This is a genomic window from Enterobacter sp. SECR19-1250 (genome assembly GCF_013391025.1).
Lineage (GTDB): Bacteria > Pseudomonadota > Gammaproteobacteria > Enterobacterales > Enterobacteriaceae > Enterobacter > Enterobacter cloacae.
Window position 1 is genome coordinate 73,377 of record NZ_JACASJ010000004.1, and the last position, 23,313, is coordinate 96,689.

The 23,313-nt window shown below is 54.6% G+C and carries 25 protein-coding genes; 16 read left to right on the forward strand and 9 right to left on the reverse strand.

Annotation, left to right across the window (positions count from 1 at the left end):
• Positions 1-19: 19 nt before the first annotated feature.
• Entirely contained in the window at positions 20-1,363 is a 1,344-nt protein-coding gene (locus HX884_RS02125) for a VOC family protein (RefSeq protein WP_020688588.1), read from the reverse strand.
• Positions 1,364-1,892: 529 nt separating this feature from the next.
• Between HX884_RS02125 and HX884_RS02130 the strand changes: the two genes are divergently transcribed.
• From HX884_RS02130 to HX884_RS02165, 8 genes are all read left to right on the forward strand, one after another.
• Positions 1,893-2,078 (forward strand): general stress protein, encoded by a 186-nt coding sequence (locus HX884_RS02130; protein WP_004150795.1) that lies wholly within the window; start codon positions 1,893-1,895, stop codon positions 2,076-2,078.
• Between the two features lie 89 nt (positions 2,079-2,167).
• Positions 2,168-2,662 (forward strand): ferritin-like domain-containing protein, encoded by a 495-nt coding sequence (locus HX884_RS02135; RefSeq protein ID WP_014831873.1) that lies wholly within the window; start codon positions 2,168-2,170, stop codon positions 2,660-2,662.
• Between the two features lie 23 nt (positions 2,663-2,685).
• Positions 2,686-2,889 (forward strand): hypothetical protein, encoded by a 204-nt coding sequence (locus HX884_RS02140; protein WP_013096662.1) that lies wholly within the window; start codon positions 2,686-2,688, stop codon positions 2,887-2,889.
• A gap of 25 nt (positions 2,890-2,914) precedes the next feature.
• Positions 2,915-3,421, forward strand: coding sequence for a ferritin-like domain-containing protein (locus HX884_RS02145; protein ID WP_013096663.1), 507 nt, complete (start codon positions 2,915-2,917; stop codon positions 3,419-3,421).
• A gap of 15 nt (positions 3,422-3,436) precedes the next feature.
• Complete coding sequence (locus HX884_RS02150; protein ID WP_020688584.1) at positions 3,437-4,309, forward strand: manganese catalase family protein; 873 nt, start codon at positions 3,437-3,439, stop codon at positions 4,307-4,309.
• Between the two features lie 67 nt (positions 4,310-4,376).
• On the forward strand, positions 4,377-5,780 hold the full coding sequence (locus HX884_RS02155) for a cytochrome ubiquinol oxidase subunit I (RefSeq protein WP_013096665.1): 1,404 nt from the start codon (positions 4,377-4,379) through the stop codon (positions 5,778-5,780).
• Positions 5,780-6,790 carry a cytochrome d ubiquinol oxidase subunit II gene (gene cydB / locus HX884_RS02160; protein WP_178327582.1) on the forward strand — a complete coding sequence of 337 codons (1,011 nt, stop codon included), beginning with the start codon at positions 5,780-5,782 and terminating at the stop codon, positions 6,788-6,790. The genes HX884_RS02155 and cydB overlap by 1 nt, the downstream gene beginning before the upstream one ends.
• Positions 6,791-6,798: 8 nt before the next feature.
• Positions 6,799-8,424, forward strand: a complete 1,626-nt coding sequence (locus HX884_RS02165) for an alpha-amylase family protein (RefSeq protein WP_178327583.1) — start codon at positions 6,799-6,801, stop codon at positions 8,422-8,424.
• Here the strand turns inward: HX884_RS02165 and HX884_RS02170 are convergent, their stop codons facing one another.
• From HX884_RS02170 to HX884_RS02185, 4 genes are read right to left on the reverse strand one after another with little or no spacing between them, the layout of a single operon-like run.
• Positions 8,425-9,411 (reverse strand): SDR family oxidoreductase, encoded by a 987-nt coding sequence (locus tag HX884_RS02170; RefSeq protein ID WP_045293994.1) that lies wholly within the window; start codon positions 9,409-9,411, stop codon positions 8,425-8,427. It lies immediately after the preceding gene.
• A 17-nt stretch (positions 9,412-9,428) separates the two neighbouring features.
• Positions 9,429-9,935: a 2-oxo-tetronate isomerase gene (locus HX884_RS02175; RefSeq protein WP_095439578.1), complete on the reverse strand. Its 507-nt coding sequence runs from the start codon at positions 9,933-9,935 to the stop codon at positions 9,429-9,431.
• A gap of 11 nt (positions 9,936-9,946) precedes the next feature.
• Positions 9,947-10,393, reverse strand: coding sequence for a DUF421 domain-containing protein (locus tag HX884_RS02180; RefSeq protein ID WP_013096670.1), 447 nt, complete (start codon positions 10,391-10,393; stop codon positions 9,947-9,949).
• A gap of 9 nt (positions 10,394-10,402) precedes the next feature.
• Positions 10,403-10,906 carry a hypothetical protein gene (locus tag HX884_RS02185; protein ID WP_178327591.1) on the reverse strand — a complete coding sequence of 168 codons (504 nt, stop codon included), beginning with the start codon at positions 10,904-10,906 and terminating at the stop codon, positions 10,403-10,405.
• 138 nt (positions 10,907-11,044) lie between these two features.
• Between HX884_RS02185 and HX884_RS02190 the strand changes: the two genes are divergently transcribed.
• From HX884_RS02190 to HX884_RS02205, 4 genes are all read left to right on the forward strand, one after another.
• Positions 11,045-11,434, forward strand: a complete 390-nt coding sequence (locus tag HX884_RS02190; protein WP_013096672.1) for a YdeI family stress tolerance OB fold protein — start codon at positions 11,045-11,047, stop codon at positions 11,432-11,434.
• 62 nt (positions 11,435-11,496) lie between these two features.
• A complete protein-coding gene (locus HX884_RS02195) occupies positions 11,497-12,381 on the forward strand; it encodes an SDR family oxidoreductase (protein WP_013096673.1) in 885 nt (294 codons plus the stop codon).
• 165 nt (positions 12,382-12,546) lie between these two features.
• Positions 12,547-13,470, forward strand: a complete 924-nt coding sequence (locus tag HX884_RS02200; protein WP_178327584.1) for a LysR substrate-binding domain-containing protein — start codon at positions 12,547-12,549, stop codon at positions 13,468-13,470.
• Between the two features lie 266 nt (positions 13,471-13,736).
• Entirely contained in the window at positions 13,737-16,121 is a 2,385-nt protein-coding gene (locus HX884_RS02205; RefSeq protein ID WP_178327585.1) for a glucose/quinate/shikimate family membrane-bound PQQ-dependent dehydrogenase, read from the forward strand.
• Positions 16,122-16,202: 81 nt separating this feature from the next.
• On the opposite strand, the gene HX884_RS02210 is transcribed toward HX884_RS02205, so the two are convergent.
• The 3 genes from HX884_RS02210 to HX884_RS02220 form a co-directional block, all read right to left on the reverse strand.
• Positions 16,203-17,894: a methyl-accepting chemotaxis protein gene (locus tag HX884_RS02210; protein WP_178327586.1), complete on the reverse strand. Its 1,692-nt coding sequence runs from the start codon at positions 17,892-17,894 to the stop codon at positions 16,203-16,205.
• 159 nt (positions 17,895-18,053) lie between these two features.
• Positions 18,054-19,172, reverse strand: coding sequence for an S-(hydroxymethyl)glutathione dehydrogenase/class III alcohol dehydrogenase (locus HX884_RS02215; protein ID WP_178327587.1), 1,119 nt, complete (start codon positions 19,170-19,172; stop codon positions 18,054-18,056).
• Positions 19,173-19,203: 31 nt separating this feature from the next.
• Positions 19,204-19,479 carry a metal/formaldehyde-sensitive transcriptional repressor gene (locus HX884_RS02220; RefSeq protein ID WP_013096678.1) on the reverse strand — a complete coding sequence of 92 codons (276 nt, stop codon included), beginning with the start codon at positions 19,477-19,479 and terminating at the stop codon, positions 19,204-19,206.
• 575 nt (positions 19,480-20,054) lie between these two features.
• On the opposite strand from HX884_RS02220, the gene iraM reads away from it, so the two are divergent.
• Entirely contained in the window at positions 20,055-20,423 is a 369-nt protein-coding gene (gene iraM / locus HX884_RS02225) for an anti-adapter protein IraM (protein WP_071843286.1), read from the forward strand.
• A gap of 169 nt (positions 20,424-20,592) precedes the next feature.
• Here iraM and HX884_RS02230 read toward each other — a convergent pair whose 3' ends face one another.
• Complete coding sequence (locus HX884_RS02230) at positions 20,593-21,519, reverse strand: LysR family transcriptional regulator (protein ID WP_178327588.1); 927 nt, start codon at positions 21,517-21,519, stop codon at positions 20,593-20,595.
• Positions 21,520-21,601: 82 nt separating this feature from the next.
• On the opposite strand from HX884_RS02230, the gene HX884_RS02235 reads away from it, so the two are divergent.
• The 3 genes from HX884_RS02235 to HX884_RS02245 all read left to right on the forward strand — a co-directional run bounded on the left by HX884_RS02235 (position 21,602) and on the right by HX884_RS02245 (position 23,209).
• Entirely contained in the window at positions 21,602-22,078 is a 477-nt protein-coding gene (locus tag HX884_RS02235; RefSeq protein WP_061772013.1) for a GNAT family N-acetyltransferase, read from the forward strand.
• 83 nt (positions 22,079-22,161) lie between these two features.
• Entirely contained in the window at positions 22,162-22,830 is a 669-nt protein-coding gene (locus HX884_RS02240; protein ID WP_020688571.1) for an epoxyqueuosine reductase QueH, read from the forward strand.
• 106 nt (positions 22,831-22,936) lie between these two features.
• Positions 22,937-23,209 carry a YqjD family protein gene (locus tag HX884_RS02245; protein WP_013096686.1) on the forward strand — a complete coding sequence of 91 codons (273 nt, stop codon included), beginning with the start codon at positions 22,937-22,939 and terminating at the stop codon, positions 23,207-23,209.
• The last annotated feature ends 104 nt before the right edge of the window (positions 23,210-23,313 follow it).

Here is a 23,313-nt window from a genome sequence, read left to right on the forward strand (position 1 = left end):
CCCCTGAAGAGTAACGATTTCAGAGCAAACCGCAACGCTGTTTGCTGCGGGTTTCCGCCTCCTCGTACAGTGCGAACTCGTCATAGACCGGGCAGCCCAGCGCCGCTTCGAAGGCATCCCGGCTGGCGTTACCGTGGCTGCGCGCCTGGGTTTCATTCCCGAGATTGGACTGGAAAATCCCTGCGGCGCTGACCGGCAGGAAATCTTCATAGGTGATCGGCTGGGCAACCACCCACCCGCGTTCAATTAACGGCTGCGGATCGTCGCCCGGACGAAACGCATGACGATGCGCTTCACCCGCTGGCGTCAGGCGATAGCGGAAATACGCCAGCTCCTGTCGGCGCATCATCAGCTCGCTGTCCGGGAAGGCGCTGAACACTTCACGCAGATGAAGCTGATGGGTCAGGTTGTCTTTACCGGTGCCGGACTCGGCGAGCAAACTGTCATAAAGCTCGCGACCTTTCGGCGTCAACGCCACCCCGCGCTGCTCAATTTCACCAAAGCGCGCGGTATGGGTGCCTTTATGTTCCCCGGCAAACAGCACCGGCTCTTCCAGCGCCTTGAAGCTGGTCTGACGCAATAACACCGGCACCTCGCGGCGCGGCGGCCCTTCAATCAGAATTTTGGGTTCAATGCCGTACTTCGGCATCAGCTCCTGCACCCGGTCAATATCCAGCGTGCGTGGCGTAAGGTGGTTGATGTGGCATCCCGGGAAACAGACCACATCCGCAATCAGGCGATGCTCATTATGCAGCGCCAGATAGGTCTCCTGATCGACCGTCGCATGACGGTGCCAGCGGAAGGTTTCTAACGCTTCCTGAACAAACTCCCGCGCCTGCGCCTCGGTGAACGCCCCTTCTTTTTCATGCAGTTCGATGAGCGCCAGGCAGCGCGGCGTAAAGATGTTGCGGTGAGAGAGGATCTCCGCCGCCCGCTCGCGCAGGGCAACGTTCTCAATCAACTCAAGGCGCAGCAGTGAGGTAAAGATACGAAACGGGTTACGGCACAGCGCCGCATCATCCACCGGGCGAAATGCCGTCGAGTGAACCGGAACGCCCGCCTGAGAGAGATCATAGTAGCTGACCGGGTACATGCCCATGATGGCAAACATACGACGTAAGGTAGAAAGCTCTTTTGCGGTGCCAACGCGGATAGCCCCGTGACGCTCCACATTCAGGCGCGCCAGCTCATCTGCATTCGCCAGTTGTTCATGTAAGAGTGGATTGTTTTCCAGAACCGCCAGGTTTACGTCCGCGACCAGCTCAAGCAAGGTGCCGTACTGCGGAACTTCCTGCTGGTACATCGCCGACATAGCCTGCGAAAAATGTTCCCGAATATCATCAGCCGTGATGGTGTTCGCCATGGTGTCATGCCTCCAGTGAATATTACCTGGAGTGTAGAGAAACCCGTTCCTTCCGGGGGGAAGAATTTACGATTTGTGATCTTACGACGACAGTGGTCAAACCGTGTGCTGCCCGAACCTGTCGCGGCCGTACCAGGCCCCCTTCCTTTCCCCCCGGCCCGTCGTCCAGGAGTTTCCTTATAATTAATGATTATTCTGTTTTCTAGCTATAAAGGAGTAATTTTGGAGGCCATCCCGGCTAAAAATTGAACGAAATTGTGGCGCTACAATTTTTATCCTCACCTTTCAGGTTTTTAGCGGCAACTTAGGATTAATCCGAGCATTTTTTTACAAGTCCTTCCCACTCATCCATATTTTTTCGCCAAACGAAGCGTAAACCCACCAATATTTTTTAAATAACGCAACCGTGAATGGCGAAACGCATTTGACGCATGCCGCACAGCGTCTAAAGTTATTACTCGAACGACGAGTGATACGGAATATTTCTGTATCGTACTGACATAACCAATATATGACTATGAGGTTTAATATGGCAGAGCATCGTGGTGGTTCCGGTAATTTCGCTGAAGACCGTGAAAAAGCATCAGAAGCTGGACGTAAAGGCGGCCAGCACAGCGGCGGTAATTTCAAAAACGATCCGCAACGCGCATCTGAAGCAGGTAAGAAAGGGGGTCAGAATAGTCACGGCGGAGGCCGTAAATCTGATAACTCCTGATTTTATTAAGCTGTCTCAGTAATACCAGAGAGCATGCTGCGGGCCGAAAGGCTCGCAGTTCCCTTAACGTTTTAACCGGAGCAAAATATATGAATATGAAAAGTATCGAGGATGTTTTTATTCATCTACTGTCCGATACCTACAGCGCGGAAAAACAGCTCACCCGAGCCCTGAGCAAACTTGCCCGTGCCGCCTCCAGTGAAAAGCTCAGCGCGGCTTTCACCGCCCACCTTGAGGAGACGCAGGGTCAGATTGAGCGTATCGATCAGATTATCGAACAGGAAGACGGTATTAAGCTTAAGCGAATGAAATGTGTGGCAATGGAAGGCTTAATTGAAGAGGCCAATGAGGTCATCGAAAGCACAGAAAAAAATGAAGTCCGTGATGCAGCATTAATTGCCGCTGCGCAAAAAGTGGAACATTACGAAATTGCCAGTTACGGTACCCTTGCCACATTAGCAGAACAACTTGGCTATAAAAAAGCCGTTAAACTTCTTGCCGAAACACTGGAAGAAGAAAAAGAAACCGATCTTAAACTCACCGACCTGGCCGTAGGAAATATTAACCAAAAAGCGCAAAAATGACGCTATAACACAGGTTAAATATAATGAGCATCAGTCCCAGGACAATTAAACGGTGCCATTTAACGGCAGCTATAATATGGTTCATTCTTGCTATCCCTTCCGTAATATGGTGGAAGAATAGCGTACTATGGGTCATTATCATCAGTATTTACGCCAATATTGTCGGCCATTTATCTGGCTACAGTGCCGCACGTGCCGATCAGGCTGCTGAAAGTGAGACCAAATAAGCGAACCTATAATGAGGAACGAAATATGAATCACGTAGAACACTACCATGACTGGCTACGCGATGCCCATGCAATGGAAAAGCAAGCCGAATCAATGCTGGAATCGATGGCCAGCCGTATTGAAAATTATCCTGATGTTCGCGCCCGTATTGAGCAGCACCTTAATGAGACAAAACGGCAAATCACATTGCTGGAGGAAATCCTCGATCGTAATGATATTTCTCGTTCGGTTTTAAAAGACTCAATGAGCAAAATGGCTGCGCTCGGCCAGTCCATCGGCGGCATGTTCCCGTCCGATGAGATTGTTAAAGGCTCCATCAGCGGCTATGTTTTCGAACAGTTCGAAATTGCCTGCTACACCTCCCTGCTGGCTGCGGCCAAAAAAGCGGGCGACACCGCCTCTGTACCCGCCATTGAAACCATTCTCGCCGAAGAGCGCGAGATGGCCGACTGGCTAATTCGTCATATTCCGCAAACGACGGAACAGTTCCTGCTGCGTTCTGATGCATCAGGTGTCGAAGCGAAAAAATAAACCACAGGAGAGTGTATGTTTCGACACGTCAAACAGCTGCAATACACGGTTCGCGTTGCTGAACCGAATCCCGGCCTCGCCAATCTTCTGCTGGAACAATTTGGCGGGCCGCAGGGTGAACTGGCGGCCGCCTGCCGCTACTTCACCCAGGGCCTGAGTGATGACGATCCTGGCCGTAAAGATATGCTGATGGATATCGCGACCGAAGAGTTGAGCCATCTCGAAATCATCGGGACGCTGGTCGGCATGCTGAATAAAGGGGCCAAAGGCGCGCTGGCGGAAGGGGTAGAGAACGAAGCCGAGCTGTACCGGTCCATGACCGAAAACGGCAACGACAGCCATATCACCTCCCTGCTCTACGGCGGCGGTACCCCGCTCACTAACTCTGCGGGTGTGCCCTGGACGGCGGCCTATGTTGATACCATTGGTGAACCCACGGCAGATCTGCGCTCGAACGTGGCCGCAGAGGCGCGGGCAAAAATCATCTATGAGCGTCTGATCAACGTGACAGACGATCCCGGGGTGAAAGATGCACTGGCGTTTCTGATGACGCGAGAGGCGGCGCACCAGCTCTCCTTCGAGAAGGCGCTTCAGTCTATTCGCAATAATTTCCCGCCGGGGAAATTGCCGCCAATCGAGGAATTCACCAACAAGTACTACAATATGTCTGAAGGTGGCGAGGTCCGCGGAAGCTGGAACAGCGATAAGCATTTCGACTACGTTGAGGCCCCCCAACCTGCGGTTGACGGTGGAGACGGGAGTGCAAGCGTGACGCTCTCGACCGAACAGGCTACGCTCGTCAAGGCGATGTCTGCTCGCACAAAATCCGATCCGAACGCCGACCCGTTAACAGGTGCCGAGCTAGGCGCCGGTAAGAAAAAACCGTAACCGGTTTTGCCAGGCAGCTCCCGCTGCCTGGTAATTCTCGTGCCCCATCGTTCCAGAGGTACGGACCATGTTCGAACTCGACGCGTTTCATCTGGCGAGAATTCAGTTCGCTTTTACCGTCTCGTTTCATATTCTCTTCCCGGCGATCACCATCGGGCTTGCCAGCTATCTGGTGGTGCTCGAAGGTATGTGGCTGCGTACCAAAAACGACGTCTGGCGCTCCCTGTACCATTTCTGGCTCAAAATATTTGCCGTCAACTTTGGTATGGGCGTTGTGTCCGGGCTGGTCATGGCCTATCAGTTCGGCACCAACTGGAGCGGGTTCTCTCAGTTTGCAGGCAGCATTACCGGGCCATTGCTGACCTACGAGGTATTAACCGCTTTCTTCCTGGAGGCCGGTTTTCTCGGCGTAATGCTGTTCGGCTGGAACAAGGTTGGACCGGGACTGCACTTCTTCGCAACCTGCATGGTGGCGCTGGGTACGCTAATGTCCACCTTCTGGATCCTCGCCTCTAACAGCTGGATGCACACCCCGCAGGGCTTCACCATTGAGAACGGTCAGGTGATCCCTGAAGACTGGCTGGCCGTCATCTTCAACCCCTCTTTCCCGTACCGGCTGATCCATATGTCCATTGCCGCGTTCCTGTGCAGCGCCCTGTTTGTGGGCGCGTCGGGGGCCTGGCACCTGCTGCGCGGCAACGACACGCCCGCCATTCGCAAAATGTTCTCGATGGCCATGTGGATGGCCCTGCTGGTCGCCCCCATTCAGGCCGTAGTCGGGGATATGCATGGCCTGAACACGCTTGAACATCAGCCTGCCAAAATCGCCGCCATCGAGGGGCATTGGGAAAATCCGCCAGGGGAAGCCACCCCGCTGCTGCTGTTTGGTCTGCCGGATATGGAAGAGGAGCGCACCAAATACGGGCTTGAGATCCCGGCTCTCGGCAGCCTGATCCTGACCCACAGTCTGGATAAACAGGTCCCCGCGCTGAAAGATTTCCCGAAAGAAGATCGCCCGAACTCCACCATCGTCTTCTGGTCGTTCCGCATCATGGTTGGCATGGGGCTGTTGATGATCGCCCTCGGCGTCCTGAGCCTGTGGCTACGCTATCGCCACCGGCTGTATCACTCGCGCCCGTTCCACTGGTTTGCCCTCTGTATGGGGCCAGCCGGTCTGCTGGCGCTGCTCGCTGGCTGGGTGACCACCGAAGTGGGTCGCCAGCCGTGGGTGGTCTACGGTTATCTGCGCACCATCGACGCGGTCTCTCTGCATAGCACGCTGCAGATGAGCATCAGCCTGCTGGCCTTCATCGTCGTTTATTGCTCGGTGTTTGGCGTGGGCTATGTCTACCTTGTGCGTCTGATTAAGAAAGGACCACAGCCGGTGGACACGCTAACCTCGAACACCTCGGGCACTCCCGCCCGTCCGCTGTCTGCCGCTGAGTCTGTTCCGGAAGAGGAGAGAATCTGATGGGCGTCGATATCTCGGTTATCTGGTTTGCCATCATCGTCTTCGCCACCCTGATGTACATCATCATGGATGGCTTTGATTTGGGGATCGGTCTGCTGTTTAACTTCGTGGGCGATGCTAAAGAGCGCGACGTGATGGTGAACAGCGTGGCCCCCGTCTGGGACGGCAACGAAACCTGGCTGGTGCTGGGCGGCGCAGGGCTGTTTGGCGCCTTTCCGCTGGCCTATGCGGTGATCATCGATGCGCTCACCATTCCGCTTACCGCCATGCTGATCGGTCTTATCTTTCGCGGTGTCGCCTTTGAGTTCCGCTTCAAAGCGACGCCCTCTCACCGCCAGTTCTGGGACTACGCCTTTGCGGGAGGCTCGCTACTCGCCACCTTCAGCCAGGGCGTGGTGGTCGGCGCGGTGATCAACGGTTTTGAAGTAGAAGGCCGACGCTACGTGGGGTCTGCCCTCGACTGGCTGACCCCCTTCAACCTGTTCTGCGGTATCGGGCTGGTGGTGGCCTACACGCTGCTGGGCACCACGTGGCTTATCATGAAAAGCGAAGGTGCACTGCAAAACCGCATGCGCGAGTTGACCCGCCACGTGCTGCTGGCGCTGATTGTCGTCATCGCGGTGGTGAGCATCTGGACGCCACTCGGCTGGCAGTACGTGGCCGTGCGCTGGTTTACCCTGCCTAACTTCTTCTGGTTCCTGCCGGTGCCTCTGCTGGTAGGCGTATTTAGCCTGTGGATCTGGCGCTTGACCCGCAACCCGGCCAGCCACGCGCGTCCGTTCCTGTTGACGCTTGGGCTTATCTTCCTCGGTTTTAGCGGACTGGGCATCAGCCTGTGGCCGAACATTATTCCGCCGCGCATTAGCCTGTGGGATGCCGCGGCCCCGCCCGCCAGCCAGCTCTTTATGCTGGTGGGGACGTTACTGATTATTCCGGTGATCCTGGTGTACACCGCCTGGAGTTACTACGTCTTTCGGGGAAAAGTGTCTGATACAGAAGGTTACCACTGAGGTGCAGGATGGCAGGATGGCATACACGGGCCATTATTTATCAAATTGATACGGCACTGTTTTACGATTTAAACGGCGATGGCTGCGGAGACATCGCCGGAATAACGGCCAAATTGCGTTATATACGCCGCATGGGGGCGACAGTAATCTGGATCACTCCGTTTTACCTTACCCCTTTTCTGGACGAAGGGTATGACGTCAGCGACCACCTGCAGGTCGATCCCCGGTTCGGCAAACTGGCGGATATTATCGCTTTTATTGAGCAGGCACGTGAGCTGGGGATGCAGGTCATTATCGAGCTGTTGATCCAGCATACGTCGGACGCCCACCCCTGGTTTCAGAAGGCCCGGCGCAACCCGAAATCCCCCTTTCGCGACTATTATCTGTGGTCAGATAATGACGATGACGATACGCCTCCGATGTTCCCCGGCGTGGAAAAGAGCATCTGGACATGGGATGACGAGGCAGGTCAATACTACCGGCATATGTTTTATCGCCACGAGCCTGATCTCAACCTCACCTCACCTGCGGTAATTAAAGAGATAGAGAACATTATTTTCTTCTGGCTCAAGCTCGGCGTATCGGGATTCCGTCTGGACGCCGCGTCGCATCTCACCACCCAGGCCGGAAGCGGTGACGAGAAAAAGGGGCTGTGGATCCTGGAGCACTTGCGCCGCCTGATTACCCAACATAACCCGCAGGCGATCCTGCTCGGTGAAGTTGACGTAGAGGTGGAAGCCTACAAGGATTATTTCGGCAATAACGACCGCCTGCATCTGGTGCTTAACTTCTGGCTTAATAAATATTTCTACGTGAGCCTGGCCAGGAAAAGCGCCCGCCCGCTGCGCAATGCGGTGAAGAAAATGATCGTCCCGCCGGACTCCTGCTGCTTTGCCAACTGGCTGCGTAACCACGACGAGCTGGATCTGGAGGGGATCGGTAAAAAGGATAAACAGTTCGTCCTCGACACGTTCGCCCCGGATGAAGAGATGAACGTGTACCAGCGTGGGATCCGCCGTCGCCTGGCGCCGATGCTGAATGGCGACCAGAAGCGGCTGGCGCTCTGCCACGCCGTTCTGTTCTCCCTGCCCGGGGTGCCCGTTATGCGCTACGGGGATGAAATCGGCATGGGTGATGATCTGGATTTAGAAGAGCGTTACGCCGTGCGTACGCCCATGCAGTGGGCGCCCTCTCAGGGCGGTGGCTTCTCTGATGCAGACCCGCAGAGCTTTATCGCGCCCATCATTGACCATGGGCCCTATCGTTATCAGAAAATTAACGTGGCGGATTCGCTGTTGCACCGCAACTCGCTGCTGCACCGGATTATAGATATCGCCAACACGCGGTCTGAATTCCCGGAGATTGCCGTGGCGCCGTTTCATCTTATCGCCATCGATAATGATGCAGTGCTGGGAATTTACTACGAGGCTGAAGATCGCAGCATTCTTACCTTTGTTAATTTCAGCGATAAACCGGTGACCTTCACCGCCAGAGGGATCCGCCACGCCACATGGACCGCCTGTCTGGCAGACAAACGCTACGAGGATGCGCTGGTCTGCGGCAAAACCGTTGAGCTGGATATAGGCGGCTACGGCTATCGCTGGTTCTGGACAAACCGTAGCGCGCTGCGCTGACTACTTTTTGCGGCCGCGCATCAGGCGTGTGAGCACAATCCCTGCGACGGCCAGGGAGCCCAGCAGCACTTTCCCGGGCGCGCCAGAGGAGACGGCGTTGGCGCGCGTTTTCGCCTCAGCAGAGAAATGGCCGTGGATTTTGTGCAGGTCGTTGACCGGCTGGTCGAGATAATCCCGCCGGTCTTCTGCGTTCAGGGTGTCGGTCATCTGCCCTTCCCAGGCCTTTTTCACCATCAGACGGTCAAGAAAGCCGGGGAAGAGGAACTGGCCGACAATCGACTGGATGGTACTGCTGCCCACCCACAGCTCGCGCACCGGTTTTTGCGCCACCCTGAAAATGGCACTCGCGGCCACTTCCGGCTCAAACACCGGCGGAACTGGGCGCATCGCCCAGGCAAACTTATTCCGTGCCCATTCAAACTGCGGCGTATTCAGCCCCGGCATCTGGACCATGGCGAGCTGAATCCGGCTGTTCTCATGCATCAGCTCGGTACGCACCGCATCGGTAAAGCCCCGGATCGCGGCTTTGGCGCCGCAGTAGGCGGACTGCAGAGGAATGGAGCGGTAGGCCAGCGCGGAGCCAACCTGAATAATCACGCCCCGATCGCGCGGCACCATCAGTTCCAGCGCGGCACGGGTACCGTTCACGTAGCCAAGGTAGGTGACTTCTGTGACGCGGCGAAATTCATCCGGCGTCATGGTCCGAAACGGCGCCAGCACCGCCCCCATGGCATTATTGACCCACACATCAATCGCCCCAAGGCGATACTCAATTTCGTTGGCGGCATCCACCACCGCCTGACTGTCGGCCACATCCGCCTGCACGGCCAACGCATTGACGCCAAAACGGCGTAGCTCTTCCTGGGTCGAGTGCAGGCTTGTCTCCTCGCGCGCAATAATGCCCACATCGTAGCCCGCTTTTGCAAAGTGCAGCGCCGTGGCTTTCCCCACGCCAGCCGTCCCGCCAGTAATGACCATCACTGCCATAAAACCTCCGCGTTATTTCAGCCCGATAATTTCGTCACTAATTCAGCCAGCGAGTAATGCACCGCTTTTTCCACCACGTCCTGACAGTCGCCGGAAAAGAGCACCCTGCTCGTTTCCGTCTTTCCGCCAATATTCCAGGCGAAGCACACGGTCCCCGCCGCCGTGCCGTCATCTCCCCCTTCCGGCCCGGCATAGCCGCTGATGGCGATACTGACATCGGCCTGGGCTATGTCGCGGATGCTGGCCGCCATCTCGGTGACGGTCTGTTCACTGACGGCGGTAAACCGCGCGAGGGTTTCCGGGCTTACGCCCAGGATCCTCTCCTTCGCGCTATCGCTGAAGACGACCAGCCCCACATCATAAAAATCGGCAGTGTTCTCTTCCGCGCAGAGCGCCACCGAAAGCTTCCCGCCGGTGCAGGATTCTGCGGTTGTTAAGCGAAGCCCTGCATCGATTAACCTGCTCGCCAGTTTTTTGGTCAGTTCAGCCACGGTAAGGGTGTTGTCGTGGTATAGATTGCTCATCATCAGGCCTCTCATTTTTTCTCAGGAATAATGGAAATATGGCCATTGCGTTCCAGAATGGCATATTTAATTTCACTTAACTTTGTAATACCATTATTCTGCCGGGCTGAAACCAGAATATCATCACATGAAACATCGACCTTTTTGAGTTTATCTGCTAAGGGCACGCCGTTCTCAACCAGAATTACCGGCGTGCCATCCAGGATATTCTCCACCGGCGAAAAATACTTTTTCATCAGTCCAAAAATAATATCCACAACCACCAGCGTGGTGATGGTTATCATTGCGCCCGTGACCGAAAAATCCTCCCCCAGCAGGGCCTGCTGGGTTGCTTCGCTGATAATTAACAGGAGAATAAGGTCAAAGCTGGTCATCTGCAGCAACGCACGTCGTCCGGCCACTTTGAAGACCACCACCAGAAACAGGTAAATCGCCAACGCCCTAAAAACCATATCCATGGCAGCCTCCTAAGGGTAAATAAATTGCCAGAAAGGAATATCCGGCAGGTTGTTTACACGAATGACGTTGTGCCATTTACCGCCTCTGGTCGGGGTAATGAACAGCCAGACCGAAAAATGTGGCGATTTATCAAGATGATTATAGACAAAATAGAGCGTGTTCCCGCGGCTGTACATGCTGTCTGGCTGCGGCCAGACGCTGCCCGGCTCGTAGGCGTCGCTGCTCTCGCTGGTCATGCTCACAGTGTATTTGCCCTCGTTGTTGACCGGAAAGGTCAGCTGAAGTCGCGACTCCGTTTGCCGACGCGCAAAGCGCTCATAGTTGAGGGTCAGGTTTTTTGCAGAATTGGTTTTCTCCGTGTCACTCACTATCCCACTTGAAAACAGACCGGCAATCGCTGCGATGATAATACTCAGTAACACAATAAATCCGACCTGGCGAAATGCATATTCAAACCTTAGCAAGCGATAACTCTCATTTATCCCGGGTAACTTTTCATTTTTATCATTCATGGCAGCCATCACCGTTTCGCTTATTTATCAAACGTTCTGTTTTGTATGGCGAATGTTTTTAAGACTTATCACATTTGCCACATAAAGGAATAGCAACAATACTTAATAAGTCAAGACACCTTAAATGAAGGATATCAGATGAAATTATCACTTATTTCCGCTTTTTTAATATTTATGGTGCCAACCGCATGGGCTGATAATAACGGCGGGTTACAAAAGGGTGAAGCGCCGCCCCCTCCGCATGCGCTGGATAGCGGTTATCGCGGCACCGATGATGCCCGTATTATGACCATCGACCAGGCGAAACAAATGCATGATGGCGCGACCATTTCACTGCGCGGCAACCTTATTGACGGTAGCGGCGATAAGTATGTATTTCAGGATAAATCCGGAAAAATCGACGTTATTATCCCAAAAGCAGTTTTTGACGGCAGAACAGTCAAACCAGACCAGATGATCAGCATTAACGGTTCGCTTGATAAAAAGTCATCGCCTTCCGTTGTACGTGTCGATCATCTGCAGAAATAACTCAGCGAAGCGTTAACGCTGTATTTTCATCCTAACTCACCTATTGGCTTAAGGAGTCAGCTATGAGTGATACTCAACAACGTACGAACGCTTATCCGCAACCCCCTTTCCCGGAACAGCCGCAGACGCCACCAGGACTGGCTTCTGAGATGCAACCTGTTCCCGATCACGGGGAAACGAGCTATAAAGGCCACGGCCGTCTGGCGGGCAAAAAAGCGCTGATTACCGGCGGTGACTCCGGTATCGGCCGTGCGGTGGCCATTGCCTACGCCCGTGAAGGCGCCGATGTCGCCATTAACTATCTGCCTGAAGAAGAGAAAGACGCCGCAGAGGTTATCGACCTGATCAAGGCCGAAGGGCGCAACGCCGTCGCGCTGCCGGGGGATGTCCGGGATGAAACCTTCTGCCAGAATCTGGTGGAAGAAGCGGTGGCTAAACTTGGCGGGCTGGACATTCTGGTGAACAATGCCGGTCGCCAGCAGTATCGGGAATCGCTGGAAGAACTCACTACCGAAGATTTCGATGCCACGTTTAAAACCAACGTTTATGCCCCGTTCTGGATCACCAAAGCGGCGCTTCGCCATCTGAAAGCCCCTGCGGCAATTATTAACACCTCCTCGGTACAGGCGGTAAAACCCAGCCCTGTCCTGCTCGACTATGCCCAGACCAAAGCCTGTCTGGCGGTGTTTACCAAATCCCTTGCCAAACAACTGGGGCCGAAGGGCATTCGCGTTAATGCCGTGGCTCCCGGGCCTTACTGGACCGTGCTGCAATCCAGCGGCGGCCAGCCGATGGAAAAAGTGAAGCAGTTTGGGGGTGACACACCGCTGGGCCGTCCGGGCCAGCCGGTGGAGATTGCACCTTTATACGTCACGCTGGCGTCAGATGAGTGTTCCTTTACGACCGGCCAGGTATGGTGTTCCGACGGCGGTGATGGCGTGATTTAACGTTTCCCTGCCCGAATGTGCAATAAATGAACAAGGACGTTCAGCCCCCCGCCAAAAACATGTTGTAACTCAAACAGATCAAATGTTAAAAATATTTTGCTATCAAGTTATCAAAATTAAACAACTTAGCTTGTCACCCGCATCGCTCTGTTTTTAACATCGCCTATGGAAAAAAATGGTCTGTTCAGTCAGCGCATACGCTTGCGCCATTTGCATACATTTGTGGCCGTCGCTCAACAGGGAACGCTGGGGCGTGCGGCTGAAACCCTTAACCTAAGCCAGCCTGCTCTCTCAAAAACGCTTAACGAGCTGGAACAACTGACCGGTGCCCGTCTGTTCGATCGCGGCCGTCTGGGCGCACAACTGACCCTGGTCGGCGAGCAGTTTCTGCCCCATGCAGTCAAAGTGCTTGATGCGCTCAATACCGCCGGACAGGCGCTGAACCGTAAAGAAGAGCAGACGCACGAGATTGTCCGTGTGGGTGCCCTGCCCACGGCGGCGCTGGGCATTCTGCCGCCGGTGATCGGTCAGTTTCACAAACAGCAAAAACATACGACCCTGCAGGTCGCCACCATGAATAACACCATGCTGCTTGCGGGGCTGAAATCCGGCGAGCTGGATCTGGGTATCGGACGGATGTCAGATCCTGAACTGATGGTGGGTCTGAATTATGAACTGCTGTTCCTGGAATCCCTGAAGCTGGTGGTACGCCCCAACCATCCTCTGTTGCAGGATACGGTAACCCTAAGCCGGGTGATGGAGTGGCCGGTGGTCGTGTCACCAAAAGGTACGGTTCCACGGCAAAATGCCGAAACGTTACTGCAGATGCAGGGCTGTACGCTGCCGACAGGCTGTATTGAAACCCTGTCCGCTTCCCTGTCACGCCAGCTTACCGTGGATTATGACTACGTCTGGTTCGTCCCCTCCGGCGCGGTCAAAGATGATTTACGCCAGGGCACGCTCACCGCACTGCCGGTGACCTCGCCCGGCGCCGGCGAACCGATTGGCATTCTAACCCGCGTTGATACGCCGCTCTCCTCAGGTGCACAGACGCTGCTGAGCGCGATACGTAAATCGATGCCTGCCTGATTCCTTTCCCCTTGCCCTGACCCTCTCCCCCCGGGGCGAGGGTCATTCCTGCGTTCTAATCATTTAATGCGAAATCATTTATTAACAATTGCGCAAAACAATTTAACAGTTTTATCATAGCGACGAATTCACCAAACGGTTCGTAAATGTTTTATCAACCCCGAATTCAAGCGTATTAATCATTATTCCCACTGCATTTATTACCCACCTGGTACACTTCCGGCACGTTGTCGTGCTGAGCAGCGGGGGATCTTAAGGAGAAAGAGATGGCATTTGGCAGCGCGCCACGTGGGATACCCCGTATCCTGCAGTGGCTCCTTGCCGGACTGATGGCGATCGTCGGTCTGGCCGTTGGCGGGTTGGGTTTTAAACTCGTCACCGTAGGCGGAAGTGGATACTTCCTGATCATGGGCGTGGTAATGGTGATTGCCGCGATCCTGATTTTCATCAACCGCAGCAGCGGGATTGTGTTGTATGGCATCGCGTTTATCGCGTCGCTGTTCTGGGCGGTAAGCGATGCCGGCTGGGATTTCTGGCCGCTCTTCTCACGCCTCTTCACCTTTGCGGTTCTGGCATTCCTGTGTGCCCTCGTCTGGCCGTTCCTGCGTGCGGCAAACCGTGCGACGCCGGTGAAAAAAGGCCCGGCTTTTAGCGTGGCGGCGCTGCTCGCCGTAGCAATGCTGGTCAGCCTGGGCTGGATGTTCAAACCTCAAAGGCTGGTGGCGGCGAATGAGCCGGTGCCGGTGAAACCGGTCGCGGCTGGCGAACAGCAGAAGAACTGGGAACACTGGGGTAACACCACCCACGGGGATCGTTTTGCGGCCCTTGACCAGATTAACAAGCAGAACGTTAACGAGCTGAAAGTCGCGTGGGTTGCCCATACCGGGGATATCCCCCAGAGCAACGGCTCCGGTGCGGAAGACCAGAACACGCCGCTGCAGATTGGCGACACGCTCTACGTCTGTACGCCGTACAGCAAAGTGCTGGCGCTGGATGTAGATTCCGGGAAAGAGAAGTGGCGTTACGACGCCAAAGCCACGGCCCCGAACTGGCAGCGCTGCCGTGGGCTGGGCTATTTTGAAGATTCACAAAAAGTGACAACGTCACAGACAGATGTGCAGCCCGCCGCCTGCCCGCGCCGTCTGTTCCTGCCCACCACCGATGCCCGCCTGATTGCCATCAACGCCGATAACGGTAAAGCCTGCGAAGACTTTGGTGACAAAGGTACCGTGGATCTGAGCGTGGGTATGGGTGAGATTAAACCGGGCTACTATCAGCAAACCTCCACGCCGCTGGTGGCAGGAAACGTGGTGGTAGTCGGCGGACGCGTGGCGGATAACTTCTCCACCGGCGAACCGCCGGGCGTGGTACGCGCCTATGACGTTCATACCGGTAAACTGGCCTGGGCGTGGGATCCGGGTAATCCGAACCTGACCGGCCTGCCGCCGGAAGGCCAGACCTACACGCGCGGTACACCGAACGTCTGGTCTGCAATGTCCTATGACGCAAAACTGAACCTGATTTACCTGCCAACCGGTAACGCCACGCCAGATTTCTGGGCCGGAGAACGCACCGCGCTGGATGATAAATACAGCTCCTCCATCGTTGCCGTTGATGCCACCACCGGCCAGGTCCGCTGGCATTTCCAGACCACCCATCACGACCTGTGGGACTTCGATCTGCCTTCTCAACCGCTGCTGTACGATCTGCCAGACGGTAAAGGCGGAACCACGCCGGTACTGGTGCAGACCAGTAAACAGGGCATGATCTTTATGCTCAACCGCGAAACCGGCAAACCGGTGGCGAAAGTGGAAGAACGTCCGGTCCCGGCGGGTAACGTGCAGGGCGAACGCTACTCCCCGACGCAGCCGTATTCCGTCGGTATGCCGATGATTGGCAACCAGACCCTGACCGAGTCCGATATGTGGGGCGCGACGCCTGTCGACCTGCTGCTGTGCCGCATCCAGTTTAAAGAGATGCGCCATCAGGGAGTCTTTACCCCGCCGGGTCTCGATCGTTCCCTGCAGTTCCCTGGCTCACTGGGCGGGATGAACTGGGGCAGCGTCTCGGTCGATCCGAACAACGGGCTGATGTTCGTCAACGATATGCGCCTGGGTCTGGCCAACTACATGGTACCGCGTGCCAGCGTGGCGAAAGACGCCAGCGGGATTGAGATGGGTATTGTGCCCATGGACGGCACGCCGTTCGGCGCCATGCGCGAGCGTTTCCTGTCACCGCTGGGTATTCCGTGCCAGAAACCGCCGTTTGGCACGATGTCCGCGGTTGACTTGAAATCCGGCAAGCTGGTGTGGCAGGTGCCGGTAGGAACCGTGGAAGATACCGGCCCGCTGGGTATTCGCATGCATATGCCGATCCCTATCGGGATGCCAACCCTTGGCGCGTCACTCTCCACCCAGTCTGGCCTGCTGTTCTTTGCCGGCACTCAGGATTTCTACCTGCGCGCGTTCGATACCGCCACCGGAAAAGAGATCTGGAAAGACCGTCTGCCGGTCGGCAGCCAGTCCGGGCCGATGACCTATGTTTCACCGAAAACCGGTAAACAGTACATCGTCATTAACGCTGGCGGCGCCCGCCAGTCACCGGATCGCGGTGATTACGTTATCGCGTATGCGTTACCCGATAAAAAGTAAGCGATGAAAAAAGGGACCGAAAGGTCCCTTTTTATTTGTAGGTCGGGTAAGGCGAAGCCGCCACCCGACACAACACACCACTCAGAACGTCTCCCAGTTATCCCCGGAAACCGCTGCCGCCGGGCGCAGCGGCGCATTCTTCGCCACTGGCGCAGACGTTGCCGCCCGGCCTTGCTTCGCGCCGCTCAGACGAAATGCACCCACCGCCTCGGTCAGACGCGCGCCCTGTTCTTCCAGCGATGCCGCCGCGGCGGAAGCCTCTTCCACCAGCGAGGCGTTCTGCTGGGTCACTTTATCCATCTCAGAAATCGCCTGGCTCACCTGCTCAATACCACGGCTCTGTTCATCAGACGCGGCAGCGATCTCCAGCATAATGTCCGTGACGCGTTTAACCGCTTCGACGATTTCATTCATGGTATTACCGGCGGCGACGACTTCGCCCGAGCCCTGGTCAATCAGCGAAACGGATTCGTTGATCAGGCTTTCGATCTCTTTGGCGGCATTCGCACTGCGGCTTGCCAGAGTACGAACTTCGCTTGCCACTACGGCAAACCCGCGCCCCTGCTCACCCGCACGCGCCGCTTCTACCGCCGCGTTGAGCGCCAGAATATTGGTCTGGAAGGCGATACTGTTAATCACGGCGGTAATTTCAGAGATCTTCTTCGAACTGGTAGAGATATTGCCCATGGTTTTAACCACCCCGGAGACCATCTGGCCGCCACGACTGGCTTTACCGGAGGCATCTTCCGCCAGCTTGCTGGCATGGTGCGCGTTATCGGCGTTCTGTTTCACCGTTGCGGTGAGCTGTTCCATGCTGGCTGCCGTCTGCTCAATGGCAGCCGCCTGCTGCTCGGTACGGGAAGAGAGGTCGGTGTTGCCTGCGGAGATTTCGCTGGTGCCACGATAGATCTCTTCCGCCCCCTGACGCACGGTTCCAACGGTGTTCTCCAGCGAGTGCTGCATGGTTTGCAGGTCGCGCGTCAGGCGGCCAATTTCGCTGCGTCCGGCCACATCGTCCGGCATGGTGAGGTCACCTTTGGCGATATTTTCAATGCGTTTCGCGGCGCGCTGCAACGGGATGATCACCGTGCGACGCAGCACGACAAAGGTCATGGCCGTCAGCACCAGCGCCAGGGCAAACGCGCCCACCATAAACATCAGGCCCAGTTGGGTGCGGCTGTGTGCCTTAACCGTCAGGGCGTTCGCGCGCTCGGTGCGGATCTTAATCGCCTTCAGCAGCACGGCGTTGTAGGCGTCATCCAGCGGGCGGGCGCTCTCGTTTTCATGGTTAATGATGGCTTCAAACATGCCGTTTTTAGCAAACTTAAGCATCGGCTGCAGGCCTGCGATATAGGCGTCATAGCGTGTTTTCAGATCGGCATCCAGCGCTTCATCCTCAGGCGTACGAACCGCGCGATTGATGTAGGCATTAAACCCTTCCTGAGACTGTTTGATCCGTTTTTCCGCCTCAGCGATGTTTTGCTTCATCGCATCCATTTCCGCGATACGGCTCGCCGCCCCGGCGTGGATCATATTGATACGCGCGGTTCGCAGATGGTTTGAGCTATTCGACAGCCCCATACGCACCTGAATTTCAGACGTGACATCCTGCTGATCGGTGTCGGCCTGTAAAAGGAAATACCCCGCCAGACCTGCGCTCAAGGCAAATAGCAGAATAATGCCACCGAGAATGGAGGAAAACAGCGGAACCAGCCTGATGTGATGCAAGAAGCCCAGATTGCGCTGCGCTGGCATCGAAGTAGTGTTGTCCATGACCGTCGACTCTCTTGTAGGTAAGATGCGTAAAAACACGCCTGTTAAATAGTCATCGGCACGGCTGAGATTTAGATTACGGCTAAAAACGCCGCACTGGTCACACTTTAGAGAAGATTATTAAAGAAACGCCAGCGGCAAAAACCGCTGGCGTAAGAGTTACTTGTCGCCGAAATGAATAACGGTACGAATGGATTTACCTTCATGCATCAGATCGAACGCCTCGTTGATCTGCTCCAGCGGTAAACGGTGGGTAATGAACGGATCGAGCTGGATTTTCCCGGCCATCGCATCTTCAACCATCCCCGGCAGCTGCGTGCGCCCTTTCACGCCGCCGAACGCTGAGCCACGCCATACGCGCCCGGTTACCAGCTGGAACGGACGGGTTTTGATCTCCTGGCCCGCACCGGCCACGCCGATGATAATGCTCTCGCCCCAGCCTTTGTGGCAGCATTCAAGCGCGGAACGCATCACGTTCACGTTGCCGATACATTCGAAGCTAAAGTCCACGCCGCCGTCGGTCATCTCAACAATGACCTCCTGAATCGGTTTTTCGTGATCTTTCGCGTTCACGAAATCGGTCGCGCCCATTTCACCCGCCAGTTTGAATTTCTCCGGGTTGGTGTCGACCGCGATGATCCGCCCGGCCTTCGCCTGGACCGCGCCCTGAATCACCGCCAGACCAATCCCGCCAAGACCGAACACCGCCACGGTGTCGCCCTCTTTCACTTTCGCCGTGTTGTGTACTGCCCCAATCCCGGTGGTGACGCCGCAGCCCAGCAGACAGACTTTATCCAGCGGCGCCTGCGGGTTCACCTTTGCCAGTGAGATCTCCGCGCAAACGGTGTATTCACTGAAGGTGCTGGTGCCCATGTAGTGGTAAACCGGCTCGCCGTTGTAGGAGAAACGGGTGGTACCGTCCGGCATCAGCCCCTTGCCCTGAGTGGCGCGAACCGCCTGGCAGAGGTTGGTCTTACCGGATTTACAGAACTTACACTCGCCGCATTCTGCGGTGTACAGCGGGATTACATGGTCGCCCGGCTTCAGGCTGGTCACGCCTTCGCCCACTTCCACCACCACACCGCCCCCTTCATGGCCGAGCACCGCCGGGAAAACGCCTTCCGGATCGTCGCCCGACAGCGTAAAGGCATCGGTATGGCACACCCCGGTATGGGTAATTTTGATCAGCACTTCGCCCTTCTTCGGCGGAGCAACGTCAATTTCAACGATTTTGAGCGGCTGGCCAGGGCCAAATGCGACGGCTGCGCGAGATTTCATAGTGTCTTCCCTTATTGTGTGGTGTGTGGGTTTATTTTAGATAAGCGCGCAGCAAATGGCCGACTTCTGCCATGCGCACGGCTCGCTGATCCGGCGTGGTTTCCCCCGTTACCAGCTCATCTTTGAGGTGAATTTCGACCATTTCGCCCATCAGGCCATTGGCAGCGCCGCGCACGGCGGCAATTTGCTGCAGGATGGCCAGACAGGGGTCGCCCGACTCCAGCGCGCGTTCAAGGGCATCAACCTGGCCCCGAATGCGACGAACGCGAGTGAGGATACGTTTTTTATCTTCGGGTGAGTGCGGCATACGGCCCCCTGATACTATAGGGGGGTATGGTACCCCTTAAAGCAACATTATGTAAACAACAGCTTTCATAGGGTTATCAGGCTCTTGAAGCGCATTATCATACATAAGTAATTCTGAATAATTTCTCTTTGAAATGCTGGCCTCAACATTCGAATTAAGCCATTTTCTATGGCTAAGCCAAAAAAAAGCGTCACCAGTACCCTTTATTCGCTGGAATCGATAAGCAGCATTGATAATAATTCAAAAAACCATCTAAACCTTAAACCTGGTAACAGGTTGAAATGAAATGGTTTCCGCCATGATTAAATTTTCCTTAATAATAAAGGCTTCTACGAAATCTTATTTTTTGGCGTTCAGAATCTGTAAATGGTCAAAATCAAACCACTCCTCTTTGATGTAAGATATATAATTCAAAATAATTATCTACACCATATTGCGCAAGCCATTTTTATATATAGAGAAAAATCACAACACCTTAAAATAACGATCAATATCAATGAGTTACAAGATTGATCGATGTCTGATCACGTGCTAAACCTAAATCCAGGTAAAAATATCTTATGGAGAAGAGTATGATGTCGTGGCGAGTATTAAGTTCTGTCATTTGCCCTAACACAGGAATCGTTTATTCGCACATTGTTGGTTTGAAATTATTAAGATTAATAATTTGGTACGAGAGTGACATCTATCTTTTGCCCGGAGACAGAATACATACAACAAAAAATGGAATTTTTGTAAATGGGGTGTTCAACCAAATATCCCTTTATAACGTCTCGCCATACAATGAGAACCTGTGGGACGAAATAAAAAACAAAATGGCCTGTCCTTTTAATAAAAACCTGGATTCTGAAGACTGCTCATACGCTGAGCATTGCAATGCGCGCAAATGCCCGCACGGATTTGAGACAACCCCTTTGATAATAAGAGTGCCCCGCGATAGCTAATCATTTAATAAGTTAGCTTTTGGATCCGCGGTCCCCTGTTACAGGGACCGCATGCTTAACATATATTTTACTGAGATACCAACTGAACCCCTATCAGTTACGGCCCCCGCGCGCCTGCCGATGACTTGCGGCAGGTGCGCGTTCATATTTCAGACAATATATTCATTAATCATTTATCACCCTGTTGCGCCAGCGCTTGCAACTCTTCTTTCAGCCAGCGGGTTGCGCCCCGCTGACCGCTGCGTTTATGGGAGTAAATTTTCACGTCAAATTTTTGAATGGCGAACGGTAAGGTAAAAATGTTGATATTCACGGCCGCCTTCAGCTTTGCGGCTGCATACCGGGGAATGGCCATCAGCAGATCGCTTTGCGCAACGATAAACGGTGCGCTGAGCATTGACGGGGTTTTGATCGCAATGTGCCGGGTATAGCCCAACTCCTCCAGCCGTAAATCCAGCACGCCCTGCTTCTCATTCCAGGGGGTGACCACCAGATGGCGGGCCGCGAGATAATCCTCCAGCGTCAGACGCGTCCGGCTTGCGTTGCTAATGACCACATACTCATCTTCAAACCAGCTTATCTCCTCCAGTTCTGGATGGCGGATCTCCTCCGCCGTGCTGAAACCGAGCGCCAGATCCACTTCGCCCGCCAGCAGCTCCGTCAGCGCCGGGCTGTGTGGCAGATAGCGCAGTTCAAAACGCAAACCCGGCGCGGCATCCTGCAACGTGTGCATCAGGGCCGGGAAAATACAAAGCGCGGTAAAATCTGTAATCGCAATGTGCAGGCTCTCGCTACTTTTGGCCGCTTCAAACTCCGGCTGCGGGGTAAGCTCATGATTAAGAAACGACAAAGCAGAAGCAATGGACGGCGCGAGCTGTATGGCATACACGCTGGGTGACATGCGATGCCCTTCCCGGAAAAATAGCGGATCATTCAGCGTCGTTCGCAAACGTGACAGCGCATGGCTCAGTGCCGATGTGCTCATCGCTAACTCATCGGCGGCCAGGCGAACCGAACGGTGACGGTAAATGGCGTCGAAAACGGGCAGCAGGTTTAAATCAAGGCGTCTCAGGGCCGGATGCATAATATTCATCATTTGTTGATTTCATTGCACTTAATTCTTCGGACAATACTCCGTATGCTTAGCGCCATCAATCGCAAAACATGCAGGAAATACCATGAGCATTACTATTCGTCAGGCCCGCCCCGAGGATGCGGCGGCCATTTACGCCATGATTTATGAGCTGGCGGTCTATGAAAAAGCGCCGGAAGAAGTGATCACCACGCCGGACGAGATCCGCGAAACCCTCTTTGGCACAGACAGTAAAACCGAAGCGCTGATCGCGGAGTATGAAGGTAAGATCGCTGGCTATGCCGTGTTCTTCACCAGCTATTCAACCTGGCTTGGCCGCAACGGTATCTATATGGAAGACCTGTATGTATCCCCGGATTATCGCGGTAAAGGCGCGGGAAGAGCCTTGCTGAAACATATCGCGCAGCTCGCCGTAAAACGCCAGTGTGGTCGTCTGGAATGGAGCGTACTGGACTGGAACCAGCCGGCAATCGACTTCTATCTGAGCATTGGCGCGCTCCCGCAGTCCGAGTGGGTGCGCTATCGCCTGGATGGAGAAGCGCTGCTGAAATTTGCCGGGTAAACGGCGCGCGCTGTGCAGAGATCCCGGCTGTGCGGGATCTATGCTACAATTCCATAAATTTCATTAACATATTGTTGAATACCATGAGCACAGCCCCCTTCATTCGTCCTCAACTTACCCTGCCAAACGGCGCTGACAAACTGCTGCTGCACTCCTGCTGCGCGCCCTGCTCCGGCGAGGTAATGGAGGCCATTCAGGCCTCGGGCATTGATTACACCATCTTCTTCTATAACCCCAATATCCACCCGCAAAAGGAGTATCTCATCCGTAAGGAAGAGAATATTCGTTTTGCGGAAAAACACGGCGTGCCCTTTGTTGATGCGGATTACGATACGGACAACTGGTTTGAACGCGCAAAAGGGATGGAATGGGAGCCTGAGCGTGGGATCCGCTGCACCATGTGTTTCGATATGCGTTTCGAACGCACGGCGTTATACGCGGCGGAAAATGGCTTCAGTGTGATCAGCAGCTCCCTTGGCATCTCGCGCTGGAAGAATATGCAGCAGATTAACGACTGCGGTCAGCGCGCGGCAGCCCACTATCCGGGCATGGTCTACTGGGATTATAACTGGCGCAAACAAGGCGGATCGTCGCGGATGATTGAGATCAGCAAGCGCGAACAGTTTTATCAGCAGGAGTACTGCGGATGCGTATATTCCCTGCGTGACAGCAACCTTCACCGTAAGTCGCAGGGGCGTCCTCTCATCAAAATTGGCAAACTGTTTTACGGCAAAGACGAGTCTGACGAGTAAAGCGGCGCGAAGGGAGACATATCCTAAAACGCGCCAGAATCCGCATTACGGCTCTCAGATGTTGAAATAGCGGCTATCCTTTAATTATCCACAAAAGGAGGTAACAATGTCTGATTTCGACGCTGATAAAAACGCACAGTATGCTGGTGATAAAGCCAAAAATAAACTCGACGAACTGACGGGCTCTGCTCAGCAGCAGTTTGGTGAATTCGTTGACTCCCCTAAACATCAGGTGAAAGGGGCAGCACGGAAATATGCTGCGCAGGCCAGTGATGCCGTTTCTGATGTCACTGAGGCAGTCAGAAATAACCCGTTAACCGGCCTGATTGCGGCTGGTGCAGTGGGTATTGTTCTGGGCCTGTTACTCGGCCGTAAATAATCTCAGGCCCCACGGGGCCTTATTTTATTAGCTAAACAATCTTACCATGCGATCTAGGGAAGGTGCGAATAAGCAGGTCATTTCTTCCCAAGCTGACTCGCTGA